This is a genomic window from Pseudomonas sp. FEN (genome assembly GCF_904067045.1).
GTDB lineage: Bacteria > Pseudomonadota > Gammaproteobacteria > Pseudomonadales > Pseudomonadaceae > Aquipseudomonas.
Window position 1 is genome coordinate 792,304 of the sequence record NZ_CAJFDC010000036.1, and the last position, 22,874, is coordinate 815,177.

14 protein-coding genes are annotated in these 22,874 nt (G+C 60.0%); 6 read left to right on the forward strand and 8 right to left on the reverse strand.

The annotated features are described in order from the left end of the window. Positions 1-61 precede the first annotated feature (61 nt). The 6 genes from pgi (at position 62) to PFEN_RS27250 (ending at position 9,238) form a co-directional block, all read left to right on the forward strand. Positions 62-1,726 carry a glucose-6-phosphate isomerase gene (gene pgi, locus PFEN_RS27225; RefSeq protein WP_191489681.1) on the forward strand — a complete coding sequence of 555 codons (1,665 nt, stop codon included), beginning with the start codon at positions 62-64 and terminating at the stop codon, positions 1,724-1,726. A gap of 261 nt (positions 1,727-1,987) precedes the next feature. Then, positions 1,988-3,925 carry an acetate--CoA ligase gene (acs, locus tag PFEN_RS27230; RefSeq protein WP_191489682.1) on the forward strand — a complete coding sequence of 646 codons (1,938 nt, stop codon included), beginning with the start codon at positions 1,988-1,990 and terminating at the stop codon, positions 3,923-3,925. Between the two features lie 46 nt (positions 3,926-3,971). After that, a complete protein-coding gene (locus PFEN_RS27235) occupies positions 3,972-4,844 on the forward strand; it encodes an oxygenase MpaB family protein (RefSeq protein ID WP_191489683.1) in 873 nt (290 codons plus the stop codon). Positions 4,845-4,889: 45 nt separating this feature from the next. Beyond that, positions 4,890-5,906, forward strand: a complete 1,017-nt coding sequence (locus PFEN_RS27240) for a class I SAM-dependent rRNA methyltransferase (protein WP_191489684.1) — start codon at positions 4,890-4,892, stop codon at positions 5,904-5,906. A 108-nt stretch (positions 5,907-6,014) separates the two neighbouring features. Then, positions 6,015-8,942 carry a DUF748 domain-containing protein gene (locus tag PFEN_RS27245; RefSeq protein ID WP_191489685.1) on the forward strand — a complete coding sequence of 976 codons (2,928 nt, stop codon included), beginning with the start codon at positions 6,015-6,017 and terminating at the stop codon, positions 8,940-8,942. Beyond that, positions 8,939-9,238, forward strand: a complete 300-nt coding sequence (locus tag PFEN_RS27250; protein WP_191489686.1) for a DUF2845 domain-containing protein — start codon at positions 8,939-8,941, stop codon at positions 9,236-9,238. Before PFEN_RS27245 ends, PFEN_RS27250 begins: the two co-directional genes overlap by 4 nt. A 175-nt stretch (positions 9,239-9,413) precedes the next feature. Here the strand turns inward: PFEN_RS27250 and PFEN_RS27255 are convergent, their stop codons facing one another. The 8 genes from PFEN_RS27255 to PFEN_RS27290 form a co-directional block, all read right to left on the reverse strand. Next, the gene (locus PFEN_RS27255) at positions 9,414-9,767 is read right to left on the reverse strand and encodes a BON domain-containing protein (RefSeq protein ID WP_191489687.1); all 354 of its coding nucleotides are present in this window, start codon (positions 9,765-9,767) and stop codon (positions 9,414-9,416) included. A 358-nt stretch (positions 9,768-10,125) separates the two neighbouring features. Beyond that, positions 10,126-10,377: a type II toxin-antitoxin system RelE/ParE family toxin gene (locus PFEN_RS27260; protein ID WP_224771076.1), complete on the reverse strand. Its 252-nt coding sequence runs from the start codon at positions 10,375-10,377 to the stop codon at positions 10,126-10,128. 37 nt (positions 10,378-10,414) lie between these two features. After that, the gene (locus tag PFEN_RS27265) at positions 10,415-10,660 is read right to left on the reverse strand and encodes a type II toxin-antitoxin system ParD family antitoxin (protein WP_191489688.1); all 246 of its coding nucleotides are present in this window, start codon (positions 10,658-10,660) and stop codon (positions 10,415-10,417) included. Between the two features lie 38 nt (positions 10,661-10,698). Next, positions 10,699-11,007 carry a hypothetical protein gene (locus tag PFEN_RS30890; protein ID WP_224771077.1) on the reverse strand — a complete coding sequence of 103 codons (309 nt, stop codon included), beginning with the start codon at positions 11,005-11,007 and terminating at the stop codon, positions 10,699-10,701. 450 nt (positions 11,008-11,457) lie between these two features. Further along, the gene (locus PFEN_RS27275; protein WP_191489690.1) at positions 11,458-11,712 is read right to left on the reverse strand and encodes a hypothetical protein; all 255 of its coding nucleotides are present in this window, start codon (positions 11,710-11,712) and stop codon (positions 11,458-11,460) included. Between the two features lie 106 nt (positions 11,713-11,818). Then, positions 11,819-12,088, reverse strand: coding sequence for a hypothetical protein (locus PFEN_RS27280; RefSeq protein ID WP_191489691.1), 270 nt, complete (start codon positions 12,086-12,088; stop codon positions 11,819-11,821). Between the two features lie 394 nt (positions 12,089-12,482). Continuing rightward, on the reverse strand, positions 12,483-12,863 hold the full coding sequence (locus PFEN_RS27285; RefSeq protein ID WP_191489692.1) for a hypothetical protein: 381 nt from the start codon (positions 12,861-12,863) through the stop codon (positions 12,483-12,485). 8 nt (positions 12,864-12,871) lie between these two features. Beyond that, a complete protein-coding gene (locus tag PFEN_RS27290) occupies positions 12,872-22,711 on the reverse strand; it encodes a filamentous hemagglutinin N-terminal domain-containing protein (protein ID WP_191489693.1) in 9,840 nt (3,279 codons plus the stop codon). Positions 22,712-22,874 lie beyond the last annotated feature (163 nt).

Sequence of the window (22,874 nt, forward strand, 5' to 3'; positions counted from 1 at the left end):
TCTGGTGTCCAAAAAAGCCAAATGTCCAAAAGGCAGCTCTCGTAAAAGGAAACCCGCAGCGATGGCGTACTACCGCACTCCTCACGACGTGACCAGCCTGCCCGCCTGGCAGGCGTTGAACCAACACCGCGACAACATGCACAACTTCAGCATGCGCGAAGCTTTCAATGCCGATCCGCAGCGTTTCAATCAGTTCACCCTCAGCAGCTGCGGGTTGTTCCTCGACTATTCCAAGAACCTGATCACTCAGGAAACCCGCAACCTGCTGGTCGGCCTGGCCAATGAAGTCGACCTGCAAGGCGCGATCAAGTCGCTGTTTGCCGGTGAACTGGTCAACGCCTCCGAAGGTCGTCCGGCCCTGCACACCGCCCTGCGCCGCCCGGTTGGCGACAAGCTGTCGGTCAAGGGCGTCAACGTGATGCCCGACGTGCACAAAGTGCTGAACCAGATGACCGAGCTGGTCGGGAAAATCCACGACGGCCTGTGGCGCGGCTACACCGAGAAGCCGATCACCGACGTGGTGAACATCGGTATCGGCGGTTCGTTCCTGGGCCCGGAACTGGTTTCCGAGGCGTTGCTGTCCTACGCCCACAAAGGCGTGCGCTGCCATTACCTGGCGAATATCGATGGCAGTGAATTCCACGAGCTGTCCGCCAAGATCCGCGCCGAGACCACCCTGTTCATCGTCTCGTCGAAAACCTTCACCACCCTTGAAACCCTGAAGAACGCCCGTGCCGCACGTGACTGGTATCTGGCCCAGGGCGGCTCCGAAGCGGAGCTGTACAAGCACTTCATCGCGGTCTCGAGCAACAACGCCGCCGCCGTGGCCTTCGGCATCCGTGAAGAGAACATCTTCCCGATGTGGGACTGGGTCGGTGGGCGTTACTCGCTGTGGTCGGCCATCGGCCTGCCGATCGCCCTGGCCATCGGCATGTCGAACTTCAAGGAGCTGCTGTCCGGCGCCTACACCATGGACCAGCATTTCCAGACCGCGCCGTTCGAACAGAACATGCCGGTGCTGCTGGCCCTGCTCGGCGTCTGGTACGGCAACTTCTGGGGCGCGCAAAGCCACGCGATCCTGCCGTACGACCATTACCTGCGCAACATCACCAAGCACCTGCAACAGCTGGACATGGAGTCCAACGGCAAGAGCGTGCGCCAGGACGGCACGCCGGTGTCCACCGATACCGGTCCGGTGATCTGGGGCGGCGTGGGCTGCAACGGCCAGCATGCGTATCACCAGTTGCTGCACCAGGGTACCCAACTGATCCCGGCCGACTTCATCGTGCCGATCGTCAGCTTCAACCCGGTGGCCGACCACCACCAGTGGCTGTACGCCAACTGCCTGTCGCAGAGCCAGGCGCTGATGCTCGGCAAGACCCGCGGCGAAGCGGAAAGCGAGCTGCGTGACAAGGGCCTGAGCGAAGCCGAGGTGCAGAAACTGGCACCGCACAAGGTGATCCCGGGCAACCGTCCGAGCAACACCCTGGTGGTCGAGCGCATCAGCCCGCGGCGTCTTGGTGCCCTGGTGGCGATGTACGAACACAAGGTCTTCGTGCAGAGCGTGATCTGGGGCATCAACGCCTTCGACCAATGGGGCGTGGAGCTGGGCAAGGAACTGGGCAAGGGCGTCTACAACCGCCTGACCGGCAGCGAGGAAACCGCTGCGGAAGATGCGTCGACCCAAGGGTTGATCAACTACTTCCGTGGGCGTCATCGCGGTTGATAGCACCCTCCCGGGCAGCCCCATCTGCCCGGGACACCACCGAACCTGTAGGAGCAGGGCTTGCCCGCGAAGCTTTTGGCGGCTTCAAAGGCCCCTTCGCGGGCAAGCCCTGCTCCTACAAGGACCGTGTTAAGACAGTGGCATCCCGAGCGTCTTGGCCCGGGATGCCAGTCGGTGCAGGTTCGACCTTTTATCCGCTTGAACCCCGCCACAACAGAGCGCACCCTTGAGACTTGTCGTAGACAAGAACAAGGAATCGCCATGTTCGATCTTCGCACCTACCCCCAGGCCGACGCCGTGCGCCAAGCCGCGCAGTTGAGCCAGGACGACTACCGGCGCCTCTACCGCCAGTCCATCGACCACCCCGACACCTTCTGGGCCGAACAGGCCAAACGCTTTCTCGACTGGTCAAAGCCCTGGGACAGCGTCCAGCACTGCGACCTGCACAGCGGCCAGGCCAGTTGGTTCAGCGGCGCGCAACTGAATGTCAGCTACAACTGCATCGACCGCCACCTCGCCACCCGGGGCGAGCAGATCGCCCTGACCTGGGAAGGCGATAATCCCCAAGAGTCGGCGCAGATCACCTATCGCAAACTGCACCACAACGTCTGCCGGCTGGCCAATGTGCTCAAGGAACGCGGCGTGAAAAAAGGCGACCGGGTCTGCATCTACATGCCGATGATTCCCGAAGCGACCTACGCCATGCTCGCCTGTGCCCGCCTCGGTGCCATTCACTCGGTGGTATTCGGCGGCTTCTCCCCCGATGCCCTGCGCGACCGCATCCTCGATGCCGACTGCCGCACGGTGATCACCGCCGACGAGGGCGTGCGCGGCGGCAAGTACGTGCCCCTCAAGCAGAATGTCGACCAGGCGCTGCGCAGTTGTCCGAATGTCAGCAGCGTGCTGGTGGTGGAGCGCAGCCAGGCCGAGGTGAACTGGGTCGCGGGGCGCGACCTCTGGTACCACGAAGCCCTGCACGGCGTCAGCGACGACTGCCCGCCGGAACCGATGGACGCCGAAGATCCGCTGTTCATCCTCTACACCTCCGGCAGCACCGGCAAACCCAAGGGCGTGCTGCACAGCACCGGCGGCTACCTGTTGCAGGTCGCCATGACCTTCCAGTACGTGTTCGACTATCGCCCCGGCGAAGTCTTCTGGTGCACCGCCGATGTCGGCTGGGTCACCGGCCACAGCTATATCGTCTACGGTCCCCTGGCCAACGGCGCGACCAGCCTGATCTACGAAGGCGTACCGAACTATCCGGATGCCTCGCGCTTCTGGCAGGTCATCGACAAGCATCAGGTGAATATCTTCTATACCGCGCCCACCGCCCTGCGGGCCTTGATGCGTGAAGGCCACGCCCCTCTGGAAAACACCTCGCGGGCCAGCCTGCGGCTGCTCGGCAGTGTCGGCGAACCGATCAACCCGGAAGCCTGGGAATGGTATTTCAATGCCGTCGGCGAACAGCGCTGCCCCATCGTCGACACCTGGTGGCAGACCGAGACCGGCGGCATCATGCTCACCCCGTTGGTCGCCAACAGCCGTATCAAGCCAGGCTGCGCGACCCAGCCGATGTTCGGCGTGCTGCCGGTCCTGCTGGATGAGCACGGCGAGGAAATCAGCGGTGCCGGCAGCGGCGTGCTGGCCCTGAAAAACAGTTGGCCGGGGCAGATCCGCAGCGTCTACGGCAACCCGCAACGCATGCTCGAAACCTATTTCAACCCCTACCCCGGCTACTACTTCACGGGCGACGGTGCCCGCCGTGACGAGGACGGCGACTATTGGATCACCGGCCGTATCGACGACGTGATCAACGTCTCCGGCCACCGCATCGGCACCGCCGAGGTGGAGAGCGCCCTGGTACTGCATGAAAGCGTGGCCGAAGCCGCGGTGGTCGGTTATCCCCACGACCTCAAGGGCCAGGGCCTGTATGCCTTCGTCACCCCGATGAAAGGCGTCGAGGTGAACGAGGCACTGAAGAAGGCTCTGCTGACCCTGGTCGGCAAGGAGATCGGCAGCTTTGCCAAGCCGGACCTGATCCAATGGGCACCGGCCTTGCCGAAAACCCGCTCGGGCAAGATCATGCGGCGTATCCTGCGCAAGATCGCCAGCAACGAGCTGGACAGCCTGGGCGATACCTCGACCCTGGCCGACCCGGGCGTGGTCGACGGTCTGATCGAGCAACGCCTGAACCCCTGAACCCCGGGCGGCGGACGCTATGCGCCGCCCTATTGACCGAGCCAGCATGGAATTTCTTCGCAGTCGCATCGAAACCCAGATCATGAGTCTCACCGGCCTGTCCCTGGGCATGCTCGATCTGGAAAACCCCAAGGGCGACCCTGGCCTCTTCGGCCCGGACTCGGTGAGCTGGCAGGTGCATGGCGACTTCAGCAGCATGCTGATCGGCGGCATCAGCGCCCTGATGCTGCAAGCCCTGCATCCCCTGGCCCTGGCCGGGGTCTGGGACCATTCGAGCTTTCGCCAGGACATGCTCGGGCGCCTGCGCCGCACCAGCCAGTTCATTGCCGGGACGACCTTCGGTTCGCGCAAGGACGCCGAGTGGTTGATCGACAAGGTGCGCACCATCCACTTGCAGGTGGTCGGCACCGCGCCGGATGGCCGCCCCTATGCCGCCAGCGACCCGGAGCTGTTGACCTGGGTGCATGTAGCCGAAGTCAGCAGCTTTCTCAAGGCGCATCTGCGCTACCGCAACCCACGGCTGTCGCCAGCGGACCAGGACCGTTATTACGCTGAAATCGCCCTGATCGCCGAGCGCCTGGGCGCGCGGGATGTGCCGCGCTCGCGCCAAGCCATCGCCGAATACCTGCAACGGATGCGTCCACAACTGCTCTGCGATGCGCGCAGCCGCGAGGTGTTGCGTCTGCTGCTGGCCGCCCCCGCGCCAAGCCGCCTGGCCCAACCGTTCGGTAACCTGATCATGCAAGCCGGTATCGACCTGTTGCCGGACTGGGCTGGCGAAATGCTCGGCCAAACGCAAAACCCGCTGCAGCGCCAGGTCATCCGGGTCGGCGTCAAACGCAGCGCGCCGTTGTTGCGCTGGGCGATGCGCGACGGCTCCGCCCAGCGTGCCAAACGGCGCATGGGCCTGATCCCCTGAAGGCTGGTAAACTCCCGCGCCAAATCCGACTCCAAGGCGCCGTGCATGTCATCCTTGAACCAGGCGCTGCGCGCCGCCCTCGATCATCGCCAGGACCTGCTCGCCGAGCTGCACGGCCAGGGCACCGACTGCTATCGCCTGTTCCATGGCAGCCAGGAGGGCGCCGGCGGCCTGACCATTGACCGCTACGGCCCGCAACTGATGGTGCAGACCTTCCACCAGAGCCTGGAACGCGAAGACCTGCTGGCCCTGCACGCGGCCGTCAACCGACACCTGGAACTGGACACCCTGCTGGTCTACAACGACCGCTCCCGGGGCAACTCGCGCATCGATCGCGAAGACCCGGTCTATCGCGCCGACGACGCCGCCCTCGCCGACCTGGTCGGCCACGAAGGAGGCCTGAACTACCGCGTGCGTGGTCGGCATGCCGGCCAGGACCCCTTGCTGTTCCTCGACCTGCGCAACGCCCGCGGCTGGGTCCGCCAGCACAGTGCCGGCAAAAGCGTGCTGAACCTCTTCGCCTACACCTGCGGCGTCGGCCTCAGTGCCGCGGCCGGCGGTGCCCGGGAAGTCTGCAACCTGGACTTCGCCGAGGGCAACCTGGCGGTGGGCCGGGAGAACGGTCAACTCAACCCGCACCTGGCGCCGATGGACTTTATCCAGTCCGACTACTTCCCCGCCATCCGCCAACTGGCCGGCTTGCCCATCAGCCAGCGGCGCGGCCAGAAGCTGCCCAGCTACCTGCGCCTGGAACAGCGCCAATACGATCTGGTGCTGCTCGATCCACCGGCCTGGGCCAAGAGCGCCTTTGGCACCGTCGACCTGCTGCGCGATTACCAGAGCCTGCTCAAGCCGGCCCTGCTGGCGACCGCCGACGACGGTGTGCTGATTTGCTGCAACAACCTGGCGAAAGTCAGCCTGGAAGACTGGCGCGAGCAGGTCCTGCGTTGCGCGGAAAAAGCCGGACGCGCGGTGCGCGACTGGCAGGTGCTGGCACCCGCCGCCGACTTCCCCTCCCGCGACCTGCAACCGCCCCTCAAGACCCTGGTTCTGCAGCTCTAGGAATGACTCGCAAACACCTGTTATTCCGGCGCAACAAGGGCTTGCCGCGGAACCACCAACGCATGCCATACTCCAAGGCACCGCCGACTTAGAGAGACGACGACTCACATGCCCAAAGGATTGAAACGCGCCCTCGGCGCCTTGCTGACCGTCCTCGCGCTGTACAGCCTGCTGGGGTTCCTGATCATCCCCGGGGTTGGCCTGCGCATCGCCAACCAGCAACTGGCGCACTACGCCACGGTACCCGCCAGCCTCCAGCGCCTGGAGTTCAATCCTTTCAGTCTCGAACTGACCCTGTGGGGCCTGAATATCGGCGAACCGGGCAAGGAACAGGTCGCGTTCGAGCGGCTCTATGCCAACCTGCAGATCGACAGTCTCTGGACCCACGCCCTGCACCTGGTCGAAATCCAGTTGGACAAGCCCAACACCGAGGTGACGTTCAGCAAGGACGGCACCCTGAACCTGACCCAGCTGTTCAAGCTGCCGCCCAGCCAACCGACCCCGGCCGACCCCAACGGCAAGCCGTTCCCGCTGCGCATCGACCAGATCGGGCTGGCGGGCGGGCGCCTGCATTTCCAGGACCTGCGCCCCAGCGAACCGATCGAATTCACTTACACCCCGATGGACCTGGCACTGAAGAACCTCAGCACCTTGCCTGAAGACAACGCCGCCATGACCCTGGTGGCCATCGGTGGCGAAGGCGGACGGATCGACTGGAAAGGCAACCTCAGCCTGGTGCCCGTCGCCTCCGAGGGTTCGCTCAAGGTCAGCGACAGCCAGATGAAAGCCTGGTGGCCCTATGTCCGCGATGCCTTGCCGCTGGTGCTGGAGAATGGCGTCGTCAACCTCAGCACCGACTACAAGTTCAGCCTCGCCAAGGACACCCAACTGCTGCTGAGCAACACCGCCGTCAGCGTCGCGCCCTTCGCCATGAAAGCGCCGGACGGACGTCCACTGGTGCGCCTGGAACGCCTGGACGTCAGCGAAACCAGCGTCGATCTGGCCAAGCAGCAGGTGATCGTCGGCAAGATCCGCAGCAACAAGCTCGAGACCTGGGCCGCCCGCGAGCAGGACGGGCAACTCGACTGGCAGAAACTCTTCGCCGCGCAACCGGCCAAACCCGCCGCCAAGCCAGCACCGGCCGCCGCCGACACGGCCAAGGCCGAACCGGCGGCGCCAAGCAAGCCCTGGCAGGTCCTGCTCAAGGACGTGCAACTGCGCGACTACCGCGTGCACCTGGCCGACCGCGCACCGAAAACCCCAGTGGCCCTGGAACTCGGCCCACTGAACCTGGACCTGGAGAACTTCGACAGCCTCAACCAGTCGCCCTTCACCCTCAAGCTCGACACCGGGCTGGGCAAGCAGGGCAAGATCCTCGCCAGCGGCGAGGTCAACCTGAAGCCGATCAGTGCCCGGCTCAAGGTCAACACCCAGGACATCGACCTGCGGGTGGCCCAGGCCTATGTCGAACCGTTCATTCGTCTGGAAGTGCGCAGCGGCATGCTCGGCAGCGACCTGGCGGTCAACCTGAAGAGCGTCGACCCGCTGGCCTTCAGCGTGACCGGCAAGGCCCAGGTCGACCAGTTGCACACCCTCGACACCCTCAAGAGCCGCGACTTCCTGAAGTGGCAGAAGCTGACCCTCGACGGCCTGAACTATCAGCACGGCGACAGCCTGTCGATCGACAAGGTCAACCTGCTGCAACCCTATGCGCGCTTCATGATCAACGATGACCGCAGCACCAACATCGATGACCTGCTGATCCCGCAACCGGCGGTGAGCAAGAGCGCGGAAAAAGCCAAGGCACCAGCCACGGCATCGAGCAGCAAGCCGCTGGGCATCCATATTGGCGGCATTGCCATCAATGACGGTTCGGCCAACTTCGCCGACTTCAGCCTGACTCCGCATTTCGCCACGGCGATCCAGCAGCTCAACGGCCAGATCGGCACCATCGACAGCCGCCAGCCGAAACCGGCGGGCGTCGATATCCAGGGCAAGGTCGACCGCTATGCGCCGGTGACCATCAAGGGCGCCCTGAATCCGTTCGACCCGATGGCCAGCCTGGATATCGCCACCAGCTTCAAGCGGGTCGAGCTGACCACGCTGACCCCCTACTCCGGCAAGTTCGCCGGTTACCGCATCCGCAAGGGCCGGCTCAATCTCGACGTGCACTACCTGATCACCAAGGGGCAGTTGAAAGCCGAAAACAAGCTGGTGCTCGAACAGTTGCAACTGGGTGAGAAGGTCGACAGCCCGGATGCCGTGGACCTGCCGATCAAGCTGGCGATTGCCCTGCTCAAGGACTCCGACGGCAAGATCTCCATCGAGCTGCCGGTGAGCGGCGACCTCAACAACCCGCAGTTCAGCGTGATGCCGATCATCTGGCAGACCCTGCGCAACCTGATCGTGCGGGCCGCCACCGCGCCGTTCAAGTTCATTGGCGGGCTGATCTCCGGCGGCGACGCCCAGGACCTGAGCAACGTGTCCTTTGCCCCTGGTTCCAGCGAACTGAGCAAGGATGCCCAGTCGTCCCTGACCAAGCTTGCGGCCGCCCTGAAGGAACGCCCCAACCTGCGCCTGGAGATCGAAGGCACCGCGGCCCAGACCAGCGATGGCGGGTTGATCGCCCAGCAGCGCCTGGAGCGCGAATACCAGGCCACCTACTACAAGATGCTGCAGCGTCGTGGCGACAAGGTTCCGGCCCAGGCTTCGATGATTCAGGTGCCGGAGGGCGAGAAAGCACCGATGCTCGAAGGTATCTATCGCACCTTGCTCAAGCAGCAACCTCCTGCCGAGTGGGCCAAATTGGGTAACAACGAACGTACCGCCAAGCTGCAGGCCGGGGTGATCACGGCCTGGAGCGGCAATGAGCCGCTGCTGCGCAAGCTCGGCCAGGACCGTGCCAGCAGCATCAAGGACTTCCTGGTGGACAAGGGCCAGTTGGCCGATGATCGCGTGTACTTTATCGACGCCAACCTCGGTGAGGCCCAGAGCGACGGTCGCGTCGTGACCCCATTGCACCTGGATAGCGAATGAGCCAGCTCAAACCCGTACTGTTCGGCCTGGCGCTGGCGTTGCTCGCCGGCCAGGCCGAGGCCGACACCTTGCGTTGCGGCAGCCAGTTGATCAGCGTCGGGGACCGCAAGTCCGAGGTGCTCGGCAAATGCGGCGAGCCGCGTTCCCAGGACCTGGTGGGTTATCAACGCAGCTTCGACCGGCGCACCGAGGTGCAGATTGAAGAATGGGTCTACCCCCAGAGCGGCGGCATGGTCCAATACCTGCGCTTTGTCGGCGGGCGCCTGGAGAGTATCGACAGCAAGCGCGGCAACTGATATCCCGTCGACGCCATCAACAACGCCCACATAAAAAAACAGGCCCCGACGCACAACGTCGGGGCCTGTAGCTGGTCACTTCCTGTGACCCTTCGCGAGAACCTCAAGGATCGGCAGACGTACTACACGACCACCCGCCTCACCCTACTGCCGGTTCCGGCGAGATCCTTGAGTGTTACTCGGTTTTCAGGCCGGCGGCCGAAACGTCTTTGACACCTTTGATATTCTTGGCGATCTTGACTGCCAAGTCCTTCTGTTGAGGGGTCACAGTTTTCATGGAGGACAGGGAAACCACGCCTTTGTTGGTTTCAACCTTGATGTCCGTACCCGGGATGCCTTTTTCGGTGACCAGGTCGGCTTTGACCTTGGTGGTGATCCAGGTGTCGGAGGTCACTTCCTTGACCTCGGTGACTTCACCGGCCGCGACAACCATCGGAGCTTGAGAAGTCGGTTGAGCAGCAAATGCGGCGTTGGCCAAGGCCAGGGTCAGAGCGGTGACAGTGGCGGCAGCGATAGCGAACTTCTTCATACAAGTAACTCCTGTTCTTCTGGAAAAGTCTGCGCCGTGGTCCTGGCGGCAGGGTTATCTGTAAGGTTGCAGGCGCTGTGCCAACCTCTAAAAACAGAATAAACCAATTAAAATCAATAGCTTAAAATACATTACAAAAATCGCAATCGTGCAGATTGCATGACCGGTCGTCAAACTGCGTGCAAGTTGCGGGTTTTGGTGGGAGGCAAGCGCCTGAGACATCGAGCTATTCCGGCGGTCATGGAAAATCGCCATCAGGTTCACCTTACTGAGTATTAAAAGACTTAACGCTCAGAAACCTTGCCGCCAGGGGGGAATTGAACTGGCGCAGTTGTGGATGGACTCCTTGGGTGAGGCGCTACACAGATAGATAGCGCGGCGCGTCCATCCGATCATGCAAGATGCGAACGACCGCAATCCCGTAAGTCGTGATGCGAAAATAAATCATGTGCCGCTCAACGCCACAGCGACGATAACCCGGTCGAATGTGGTCACACGCTGGGGCTGTCTTAGGCGACTGCGCCAACTGTGCAAAGGCCGTCGTCATGGTGTCGGTGTAGCGATTAGCCTGCTCAATGCCCCACTGCTGAACGGTAAAGGTCCAGATCACTTAAAGATCGCGTTCAGCAGCAGGTGTAAGACGGTATTCAGCCATGCGCGGTCAACATTCTCTTTTTGAATTCGTCAGCGTTGAATGGACGAGGCTCCCCGCTCGATTCGCCCTCTATCAGTGCAGCACGAATAGCCTCAAATTCAGCGCTACGTTCCTGTTCGCGTCGGATCAGGTCACGAATGTATTCACTATCATTGGTGTAATGCCCAGCGTCGATCTGCGCCTTGATCCAACCGTCTTGCTGATCGGTCACAGTGATGGTTTTACGCACAGTTCCCATGATTTAGCCTCCAGAGATGATCAATAGCACTCAGATCATCATACTATTGGTGCGATATAGCGCATCGCGGATGCGTCATTCAGGGCGTTGACATCCAGTCTCCTCGTCTCGACCACCTTCCAGATGTCATACCCATCACGCAGCAGCAAGGCAGCGCCCTGAATGAAATGGGTCAAGTCCTCGTCGTCGATTTTTCTGAGTGCCATGCAGGAAAGACTATCGATCATGTCCTTGCCGGCGCGCATGCGCTCGCTTCCATAGGCATGCAAATCCACGATCGAAGCCCGGGTGTTGATGAGGAGAATATGGCGGTCGGTGCAGGAGGGTGTTAGCGGTATGTAGCTCATCTGAAATTCCTTCTCAGTGGAGCTGACACCTTTCGCGGCCAAGCGAAAAAGGGTGGCAGCTGTACGCGGGTTGGCCGACCGGGGAAAAGGACCCGGCACACCCGAAGGTGTCCCACGCACAGCCACCATTACACGAAATGTGCGGGCACAAAAAAAGCGCCTGCAATTCGGATGGTGGGCGCCTGTGCGCCTTTTCTCATCGACCGGCCAAGGTCTAGTCGTTGAATTGGCAACGACAACTGGATCATAGACGTGAGGATAGGCACAGCGCAACTATCCCTCAAGCAAGACATCGTATCTTCGGATGTACGCCGGTCAGCAGGGGTCGAAGCCAGGAAGAATGAGAACCTTAAGAAGGTTAAGTAAGCGCCATTCAAATCTGTCCCGCTTTCAGTTTTCGGAGCAAAAATCTACGTAGCATTTTCGTTCTCATCATTTTGTATAGTTGCATCAACGTTCCCTATGACGAACAGTTTGCTCGGTTTTTCCGATCTGCGTGGGGCGTCGTTTTTTTCCTGCCCGTTCCAACAATTCGCTCAGGACAAACCAGATCGCCATCAGCAAGCCGATAAAAACAAAGGTGTTGTGGCTGTGAAACAGCCCCTGCAATTTCCCGGCAAGCCATGCCGAAACAACCATCAACAGCACAAAGCGCAGTCCGGTTAGCACTGCTCGATTGTATTCATCACCGATATTTCCAGACATGTCCTAATCTCTGAGGTAGGCAGTCTCCTGCCAAATGACCGTTTACACAAAACTAATTACACCCTCGGCGCTAGGCCGGTGTCAGATCACATCTAGGCATCTACAATTAACAAGAGACATTCAAACCGCAAGCAGAGATAAAATCACGTATCGGCATATCAAGAAAGCTACTCTCTCCAGCGGAAAGAACATCTTGCAATGTGACGATGCCTTTTTCAAAGTCCAAAGAAACGTCAAAGCAATTGAACTCGAACTCCCTGAGCAGAACGTTCTTTGAGCACATCCGCTCATCAAAGGCACCTTTCAAAATAGAGCGAACGCTGTCGTCCAACTCCTGGGCGATAAATCGTTCTATTAGTGTGCCGCCACTGCTCATAACCATTCCTAACTAGTACGGGAATGCAGTCTGAATCACACCATCCCGAACATTTATTTTGATTGTCGATGTTGGAGCGTCTGAGACGTTTGTTCCAATCACCTTACCTGCGTTGTACTCAATAACGTGCCCACCCGGTCCATTAGGAGTTACCTTCCCATATCTCAGTGCGTTATCAACATAACTAGAGATATCTTTAACAGATGTTCCTTGCGAGAACTTACTAACATTCGCAAATCCTGAGTCAGGCCCATGGCGATAGAATATATGCTCAATACCTGTCATCAAACCGCCTTTATTATAAGTGCTCGCGCTCCACGATGCATCTATTTGTCTTGGGCTGGTAATGCCTTGATCGTGTCATCTACAACAGCCCCAGTTCCTTTTGCACCAACTAATCAACCATATTTTTCAGAAAACTAATACCAAACTCATCACGAATCACATACAAGCTTTCGTACTGAAAAGAAAGAACAAATTTAAAATCCGTCTCTATCGACAGCTTCGTAAGGAAAGACTTAATATCCTCAGAACTCTCCAGCAAATATTTTATAGAACAATGAAACGCTCCACTCATACCTGCTTTCCAATCAACATTAACCCCTTCAGCAGCAACGTCCTCAGGAGTACTAAAGCAACGAAATACAAAATAAACACCTGAATACTTAAAGTTACCTGTTAGATAACCACTTTCAATTGCGTGCTCAGCCCCCATCACTGAGAGCACTGAAGCAATTTCTTCAAAGGAAATTCCAACTTCAATCTCAAGATTCATTGTAATTGTCACTTCGCAGCCCCTATCACCCTAAATTCCCCGCCCTTCATCAAATAAAGCTTTTTCAAGCCTTCGACAGGATTCGAGCGCAGTGCGTTTTCTATCTGCACAAAGGTCAATGGAGAGTCAGCCAAATTCACAACAATATTGCTAGCCTGAGTCTCAACTTTACCGGTTATTGTTTTCAGCACTGAAATTGGGCTATTGGTGATTGGCGAGAAAACATCAGCCAGTTCACCATTAATCCGCAAATCAGGGTTGGCTCCTTTTTTCCCAGAATTTGCCAACTGCTCAACATCATATCCAGCTTGAGCAAGTCCCTTCGAAGCTTCATTTTGACGCTCAATTGATCGAATCATGTCCGGACTTGCATTTTTTGGTGGCAGCTCAGGCTCTCCCTTCAAAGAACCTATCTTTGCCAATCCACTGGTTCCAGCCTCAGCGTCTGTTATAGCACTCGTCGGATTCAGATTACTCGCTGGCCCTCCTTTTGCACCCGCTCCAGCAGCCTTAGCCTCCACGCCCTCGACTAAAACTGATGCCCCGCTACCATTCGCGTACTTACTGGCGCCCTTGAACAGTATAGCCTCAATCGCCGCCCGGGCCGCCGCGGTACCGTAATCCTTCATTGGATTGACGTCACCCGGGTAGGTGTCACTACTGAAGGATGCCAGAACCTTGCTGCCTTGCGTGTAATCGTAAGGAGCAAACAGCTCTCCGGTTGCCGTCCAACCAGCGTCGAAAGAGGCCAGCCCCCCTAACCCTGACAAAATCGGCAAGGCACAACCCGCACCGGTTATACAGGCAGGAGTGGTTGCTACAGCGGTGCCAAAACCACTCGCAGCACCGACAGCGCCCACAACGGCACGTGTAGCAGCACCCGAACGCTGAGCGCTTTCTTCGTTGAGGAGCAGGCTGTCGTTAGCTTTATCCCACGCCCCGTACTCATCAAATGCGCCCGTCGCCACGAGCGCTTTTTGCTCGTTTTTGAAGTCGGCACCATAGCGTTCAAGCTCGACAATATCGTTGTATCGAGGGTCTTCCGGCGGTACAGACGCACTGCAATGGACCAACGCACAGGCAGCCGCCTTCAGCTTGAGAGCGTTGTCAGGATCCTCAGCCTGGAGCTTTTCAAGGGCAAGGGTTTCCTTCTGGTGCAACTGTCGGTTGTACCCATCAGCCATCTGCGCAATCCACGAAGCTTTGTCGACATCACCGCCGGCAAGCCCTGACGCAGTCAAACCAACAATCTGGGAAAACGCCTGGCGCAGTTTCGGTTGCTTATCGAAGGTCTCGTTGAGAACCCCCGCCAAGGCTTGGCTGGCACCTGCCGCGACTGCACCACTGGTGAAATCACCTCCCGTTGCACTGGAAACAGCACCGCCAAACAAGGCGTGCATCGCCGTCCTCGCAACGCCCCCTTCTTTCCAAAGCGCCATGCCAGTTGTGTCATTGGCGTCATGGGCCGCTTGCCAATGCTCCTGCGCATAACTCCCAACGAAATTGAACGCCGTGGCGGCAACAACGTTGCCTGCTTGTGTGACGAGTCCTTGTTGCAGGTTCTCACTCAAGCTGCCGCCACTGACGGCCGTTTTGATCGCCCCAGCAGCAACGCCCTGTGCCGCCGCATGGATTGCAAAACCGCCGATCCCCTCCAGGGTGCTGAGGTCAAACCCTTTCGTCAGGTTATTGAATGGTTTTGTAGTACCCCCCAACTTCGAATCAATGACCCCTTGCGTAAACCCGGCAGTCAATCCTGATATCGCGGCGCTCTTAAGGCTGTCGCTGCTGAAAGTATCTTTTACAACGGCCCCCAAATTGCCTTTATTGCTGATAGCACTGTTGGCCGCCGTATTTTCCAGGCTAACAAATGCAACGTTTGCAATTGTCGCAGTAAGAGACCCCTCTGCGGCTCCCACCAAGGCCGCACCCGCACCACCCGTTACCGCTGCCAGCAAAATGGCCAGGATCAGTTGCGCCCCCGCGCCTAACCCCGAATGCTCATACTTGAAGCTTTGGTGGATCTCCTCAACTTTTCTCCAATCGATGTCCCCTCGGGCCTCTGCCTTTTTCAGCCAGGCAAGACTGGGATCGGCCTTGACCATGGCATCAACAGCTTGGCTGACCGTCTGTTGGTTGACCTGCTTGATATCGATTTTCAAACCATCAACGGCTTTGATCGTCACCGCACCCTTGGCGATCAGAGCACTTTGACGTAGCGTTTCGTCCGTATGTCCCTCGCCTTTCATCGACATCCAGGCCAGGTTGGAGCTGCTCTTCTCGTGACTCTCCTGATGCAGGTCCTTCTGTCCTTCGAAGGTAATAGTCCCGCCACTTTCAATGGTCAGATCCTTGCCACTCTCAAGCTTGGCCACCTGATAGTGCTGATCATTGCCACTCTGAAGCGTCAGGTTTCCACCGGTCTTGATCTCGCTGCCGACATTGGTCACTTGGGTAACTTCATCATGCTGGGTCTTCTTGCGACCCCAACTGCCCCTTTTCTTCATGTCGTACAGCGAGTAGTCGCTGTTTTGCGCGGACAGCAGATCCAACTGGTCGCCCGCCACCAGATAAGCCTCATTCCCCGCGGAGACCTTGCTGGCGATCAGCCCCAGGTCCTTGCCCGCGCTGAGCTTGACGTCCCCGCCGGCCTGAGCGGTCGTCGCCACCTGAGCAACATGATCTTTCTGGGTGGTTTCCCTTCGGCTTTTGGACAGGAAATGGCTTTCATCCGCCGCCGAACTCAGCGTCAGGTTTTCTGTCGCGGCCATGGCGATATCGCGCTTGGCGTCGATTTGGCTGGCGATAGCCGAGAGGTCGCGACCGGCACTCATTTGCAGATCGCGCCCCGCACTGACCGTCGACCCCGTCTGGGTCACGGAACTGTCTTTTGTCCCTCGCCCATAGTCCGTGGAACTATGGCTCGCAATCGCGGCGATATTGATATCGCGCCCGGCATCGATTCGCGTATCGCCCCCGCTCTGCAGCACGCTGCCGTTGTTACTGAAGTCGCGTCCGGCCTTGAGAGTGAGATTGTTCGCCGCTTCGATGCGCGCGGCGTTGTCGACCGATTCTCGGTGAGCACTGACGAAGCCGACGGTCTGGTCGGTGTGGTTGAGATCGCGCTGATTGATCACATCACCAGTGACAGCTGTCACACTGACATCGCGCCCGGCAATGATCCCGCCCGACTTGTTGACGATGTTGTTGCCCGCCAGTGCGTCCAGGCGATTGCTCGCTTCAACCAAGCCGGTGTTGAGCAGATCCTTGCCCGCTAGAGCCGACAGGTTGCTACTCGCACGCAAGGTCCCGCTGTTTTCCAGGTTGGCCCCGGCGATCAGGGTGACATCCGCCCCTTGAATCAACGCGCCATTTGGCGCCAGGCGGTTGGTGGCCTGGGCCAGGTAGAGCACCGGCACCAATACCTCTTCACCGTTGACGACCTGCTTCTCCATCCAGACGATGTCGTGGGTCAGGGCCGCAACCTGCTGGGCAGTGAGGCTCACGCCAACTGAAAGATCAAGCTGCTGCTTGCTACTGATGGCGTTGTCCATCAGGTACTTGAACAGCTTCTCGTCCGAGGTCTGACCATCAATGAAACGCTGCCCGGTACGCGCAACCACTGCCTGCTGAATCAGTTTCTGTTCATAGAAACCATCGCCCAGGCGCTTGGCGCTTTCATCGGGCTTATAGCCCAATCCGGCCAGCAGGTAATCCGAACTCATGAATTGCTTGAGGTCGGTCAGCGCCGGGTTGGTTTCGATCAGGTACTTCTGCGGGCGGGTCCGACCCGAGGTGTCCGGCAGGCCCTGGACACGCGCCAGACTCTGGCCGCCGCTAGCCGCAAGCGCTTGCACATCCGTTGCACCTGGCTGACGCTCGGCGAGGCCAATCGAGGTGCCCACAACGCTCCAGTCCGGAAGCACCACACCCTGCTGAGCGGAACCGCTCTGACCGCTCAGGCGGAACAGACCGTTCTGTCCGGTGGGCAGGCTGAAGCCCGGTAGCGCGAGGGGATTGACCTGCTGTTGCGCAAGGTCCGGTGGCAGTTGGGCATTGAGTCGGCTCACGACCGGCGCGCCAGTGCCAGCCACCTTGGTGTCCTGGACTTTGTTGGCGCCCGCGCTGAACCCGTAGTCCTGATGAATGACGCTATTGTTCAGGTCCTGGGTTGCGGAGATCGAGACATTGCCACCGGCCTGGATAACGGCGCTGCGGCCTGAAGCACTGCCGTCCTTGGCGACTTCGACGTCGCCGGTCAGCATGTATGACTGTAATTGATCAGGAAGCGGCAGTAGGTTATTGCGGTCATACTGAGACTGCGGGATTTGCTTGTATGCATAACTAAAAGGTATGCGATCCACCACTTCGCCGCTGACGGCGTCCCTGAACCTTACGCCCGTCTCCCCCCAGTCACGTCCGTCACGCTGGTGATAACTCTCCGGTACAGCCATGGTCAGGCCACCGGAACCATTGATGTAGTAGACGTTCGGATAATCAGGATTATTTCGTGCGTTGTAGTTGGCCGCGTCGTTGACGAAGGCATCGGCGATATCGTGGTAAATCTCAACCGTCTTATAGCTGCGCGTGCGCTCGATCGTGCCGCCGACCGATCCGACGTTTTTCACGTTATCAGCCTGAATGACAATATCGCCGCCGGCACTGACAGTGCTTTTACTATTGAGAAAATTGCCACCGTGAAAGACAAAGTCGCTTCCCGCCGAGAGCGAGGCGGCGGCACTGGTATCGTTATCCTGTCCTTCGAAGGTCTCGCGAACGACGATTGTGAAAGCGTAATCACGCCCGGAACAGTCAACGCAATGGATGCCGATAATCCCCGAGACCAGCGTGCGCCCCAGGCTGAAACCCTCCGTGCGGTTCTCGAAGTTGGCCGCGTTGATGCTGAACTTGCCAGTGCTTTCCAGCGACCCGGAGATATTGGTCACCTGGCTCGCCCGCGCCGCGCCACCATAGCCATCGATACTGACGGCACCAAAGCTGTAAAGCTGGGCCGAATGGTTGGTGAAGCTGTCGACCTGCAACGCCGTGTCGCCGCCGCTGAAGATCAGACCCTCCTGGTTCAACAGGCTGGGCGTGCTCAGCAGTAGCTTGCCGTTGCTGCCCAGGGTCCCGTAGTTATTGATCGAACCGGCATTGACGCTCATGCCGCCAGCCGATGTGATGCGGCCGTAGTTATTCAGTTGGCCGCTGACATTGATCGTGGTATCGCCACCACCGGCAATGCTCGCGGTTTTGCCCAGGCTGACCTGGGCGGCATTCAGGCCCAAGGTGCCCAGGCTGGTGTAACGTCCGTTGCCGCTATAGTTGCCACTCAGGTTCAGACTGGCCGCGCCATCACTGGCAATCAAACCGTCGTTGCTCCAGTTGACGCCGCTGCCGGTGAAACTGTCGGTGGCCAGCAACTGCCCGCTACCGGTCTGGGTCAGGTTCTTGACATTGACCGTCAGCCGCCCGACCTGGATCACACTGCTGTTGGTCCAGTCGTCAGCCGTCAAGGTCAGGCCGCCGCGAGTCACCAGGCTACCGCCGGCGCTGATGAGATTGGCCGTGGCGGTGTCGAAGGTGCCGAGACCGGTGTGCAGCACGCTGCCGCCCTGGTTCAGGAAACTGCCGACGCCGAGAATCAGGTCGCTGTTGGCGGTTTCCAGCTTGCCGTTGCTGTTGTCGAACAGTCCACCGATCTGGAATTCGGTCTTGCCGCTGCCACCCAGCGCACGCAACTGGCCGTTCTGGTTACCCAGGCTGGCCGCGCGGATCGCCAGGGTGGTGTCACTCTCGATAATTCCCTGGCGGTTGTTCAGTGTGCCATCCAAGCCGAGGGTGATCTGGCGACCGGCGATCTGGCCGTCGTTGTCACCGCTGTTATCGAAGTTGTGGCCACTGACCTGGACCAGGCCCTTGGCATAGATCCCCCCATTACGGTTATCGAAGTCGCCCGCGCCGGTCGCGATCACGGCATCACCGGTTTGCGCGGCGATACGCCCACCGTAGTTGTCGATCCCGCCCCAGGCTTGCAGGTCCAGGCGCTGGGCTTGAAGCGTGCCGCCCTGGCGGTTGTTATTCAGGTCATAGCCGTTTCTCAGCACCCCGACGATGCGAGTCGTCATGGCGCCGCTGATGCTAGACAGCAGACCGCCACGGCTATCGAGGTTGGCCGCCTGGACGAACAGGTCACCGCCCTGGGCAATGACCTTGCCGCTCTGGTTGTCGATATCACCACTGACATCCAGCGTGACCGCGCCCTTGCCTTGCAGCGAGCCTTTGCCATTGCCAAGGCTGGCGGCGCTCAGTTGCAGGTCGCCATTGCGGCTGGCGATCAGCCCGCCAGTACCGTTCTGGACCGTCCCCGTCGAGGTGATCAGCAACTTGTCATTGGCGCTGACCACCCCGCCGTTGCTGTTGTCCAGGCCACCGCTGAGCAAGGTCAGCAAGCCCAGGCTGGAGAGTTCACCACCCTGGTTGTTGATCTGGCGGCTGCGTTGCACCAGCAGCGGGCCGACGCCGGAGAGTTTCCCCTTGGTGTTGGTCAATGTGCCCAGCAGGTCGAGGGTGACACCTGCGCCGCTGCTCAGGGTGCCGTTGCTGTTATCCAGGTCGGTACCGGTGAAGCTCAGCGCCTGTTGCGCCTGAACCGTGCCGTTGTTGTTCAGGGCCATGGCGTTCAAGGTCAGGATCGCGCCGCTGTCGATCAGGCCACCTTGGGCGTTGTTCAGTAGACCAGTGACCGTCAGGCTTTGAGCGCCGGCACTGGAGAGACTGCCGGCGCTGTTATCGAGGCTGCCCACCTTGACGGTCAGGACTTTCTGGCTGGCCACCGCCCCGGCATTGCTGTTGAGCAGCGCGTCGCTGAGCGTCACATCGACATTGCCGCTGCGACTGGAGACCGTGCCATTGTTGCGGTTGTCGAGCGAGCCAGCGTTGATCGTCACGCCCTGCCAACCCGACAGCAAACCAGCGTTCTGGTTGATCAGGCTATCGGCGGTCAAGGTCAGCTGGTTGTTGCTGATCAGCTTGCCAGCGTTGCTGTTGTCCAGCGTGCGCCCGCTCAGATTGAGGCTCTGTGCGCTGGTCAGTGTGCCGCCCTGGTTGTTCAGGTCGCGCAGGTGGCTGAGGGTCAGGCTGCCGGCGGTGGTGATCTGGCCGGCGGCGTTGTTCAGGTCGCCGGTCGCGTTGCCGAAGTCGAGCGCGATGGCACTGCCCAGCAGGCTGCCGCCCTGGTTGTCGATGCCAGCACTGTTGATCGTCAGACCCGTGGCGGCGTTGATCAGCCCCAGGCTCTGGTTGGTCAGTTGACCGTCGATAGTCAGGCCCAGCTCCGCGCGGCTGGTCAGGGTGCCGCCGCTGTTATCGAGACGACCGGCGTGCACATCCACCGAAGCCGCCGCGATCATGCCCTTGATATTACTCAGGGCCTGGTCGATACGCAGGGTCAGGGCCTGGTTGCCCAGCAGTTTGCCGTTGTCATTGTTCAGGCTTTCAGCCACCAGGGTAAACGCCTGGGCGCTGGAGATTTCACCGCCCTGGTTGTTCACGCCCTTGAGGTTCTTCAGTACCAGCAACGGCGCGTTGATCAGGCCGCCCTGGTTGTTCAGTTGTCCGTGATTGAGGTCCAGGGTCAGCGACGTGTCGCCTTTGAGCGAACCGCCTTGCTGGTCCAGGCCGGTGACGCTGGCGGTCAGGGCTTTGGCCGCGCCGATACGGCCGCCATCCTGGTTGGTCAGTTGTGTGGCGGTCAGCTCCAGGCTGTCGCCGCTGCTGAGGAAGCCACCGTGGCTGTTGTCGAAAGCGCCGGTGGTGATCGACAGCGGGCCCTGTCCGCTGATCGTGCCCTTCTGGCGGTTATCGAGGCTGGCGCTGTGCAAGTCGATGCCACCGTCGGTGACCAGTCGGCCAGCCTGGTTGATCAGTGCACCGTCGCTGGTCAGGCTCAGTTGGCCGGCACTGGAGAAACTACCGCCCGAGTTATCGAGGCTGGCGGCATGAGCCGTCAGGGTGCCTTCACTGCTGATCAAGCCTGCGAGTTGGTTGGTCAGGGCGCCGTCGAGTGTGATCATCAGAGCGGATTGGGCACTCAATGTGCCGCCGCTGTTGTCCACCGTGCCGCCGGTCAGCCCCAACGAACCATTGGCGATAACAGAGCCACCCGTGTTATCAAAATGGCTGGCGGTCAGGTCAAGACGTTGCTGGGCGGTGACGCGGCCCTTGCGGGTGTTGTCGAGGGACTGGCCCTTGAAGGTGAAGAGATTGTTCGAACCCAAGCGACCGTTCTGGTTGTTCACCGCGCCCGTGGCGGTGATATCCAGGACGTTATCGGCCATGACCAGGCCAGTAAGGTTGTCCAGGGTACCCAGGATCAGCGTGCTGTTGCCCTGGCTGGAAACTTCGCCGACGTTGTTGTTCAGGTGACCGAGGGTCGCGACCAAGGAGTTCTGGCCTTTGATCAAGCCACCCTGGACGTTGAGCACGGTATCGGCGGTCAGGTTCAGGCGATCGGCGCCGAGGACCTGGCCCTTGTTCTGGTTGTCGAGGGTGCCGGCGGTGACGGTAGTTTGCCGCTGCCCGCTCAAGGTGCCGCCCTGGTTGCCCAGGGTTTGCGTGGCGATGACGCTCAAGTCGCGGCTGGCAATCACGCTCTGGCCGCTGTTGCTGATGGTCTGCGCCGTGACGCTGACATCGCCCGTGCTGTTGCGCGTGTTGTCGGCATTGATCCCGGCTTCGATGATGCCCCTGTTGGTCAACTGGCCGCCGCTGTTGAGGGTGATACTGTCCCTGGCCGCCAGATTGTTCCGGCTGGTCAGGTCACCCGTGGTCTGCACGTTCAAGCTGCTGCCGGCGTAGACCGGACCTTGCGCATCCAGGCTCGCGGCCTTGACGTTGACCGCGCCACTGGCGGCGGCCTGGACCATGCTCAGTTGACCGTTGGCATCGAGCTGGATATCGCCGCCGCTGGCCGCCAGGTTGCCGGCCAGTTTGACCCCGACCCCGGCTTCGGTGCCGACCAGTTTGATGGCGCCGGCGTACATACCACCCAGCGCCGTGGAGTCGATCGCCACCTGGGGCTTGGCACTGCCATCGTCGGCCCGCGCCGTGGCACTGAGTGTGCGGGCGTCGACATCGTTACGACCGGCGATCACAGTCAGTTGCTTGGCGTTGATCTGCGCGTTGATGGTCGCGGCGCGGGTGATGATTTCGAACTGGTCGACATTGCTGGCATTGATGCCCGCGCCGTCGATGGACACGCTGCCCTGGTCGACCTGATAACCCGTCACCTGGCCGTTGGTAATCACCGCCTTGCCGGTGGTCAGTGTCGCCTGCGGGGTATTGATAAAGCCGCAGCCATTGCAACTGATGCCATACGGGTTGGCGACGATCACATGGGCCGACTGCCCCGCCACCTCGGTATAACCGCGCAACTGGCTCGGACTGCCGCCGTTCACCTCGTTGAGAATGACGTTGGCTGCGGTGCCGCTGAAATTCGGGTTGCCTAGAATGATCCCGCCCAGTTGCGTCGACTGGGTCCGCGCGGTGGCGTTGTTGAGAATGACCCCGTTGGCCCCGACGTTGTAGTCGCTGAACTGGTTATGCGACAACCCTTGGGTATTCGGCGCGGCGATATTGACGATAGGTACGCCATTGCCCGCCTGGCCAAGCGTGGTGCCGCCCCCGCTGACAGCAATGCCATCCGCCTGGGCCAGCAGCGGCTGCCAGAACATCGCGTTCGCCAGGATGAACGCCAACCCGCGCTTGGGTAGCCCGAGGAAATGCTCACGGTTTTTCAGGGCCGCAGAAGGCTGGCGAGCCAGGAAGGCAAGCTGACGAACGTCCATGTCGGGAATCTCGAGGCAATGCAGGCGCCGAGGCGCCCTTAGGATGGCTCTATGCCATCAATCGGCCGAGATCATAGGGTGGCCATTTAATGGCGTCAATTAAATGTACCAAATTATTTCAATCCGGACATATAGCTGCCGATTCGCGCCATGAGCAAGTCCC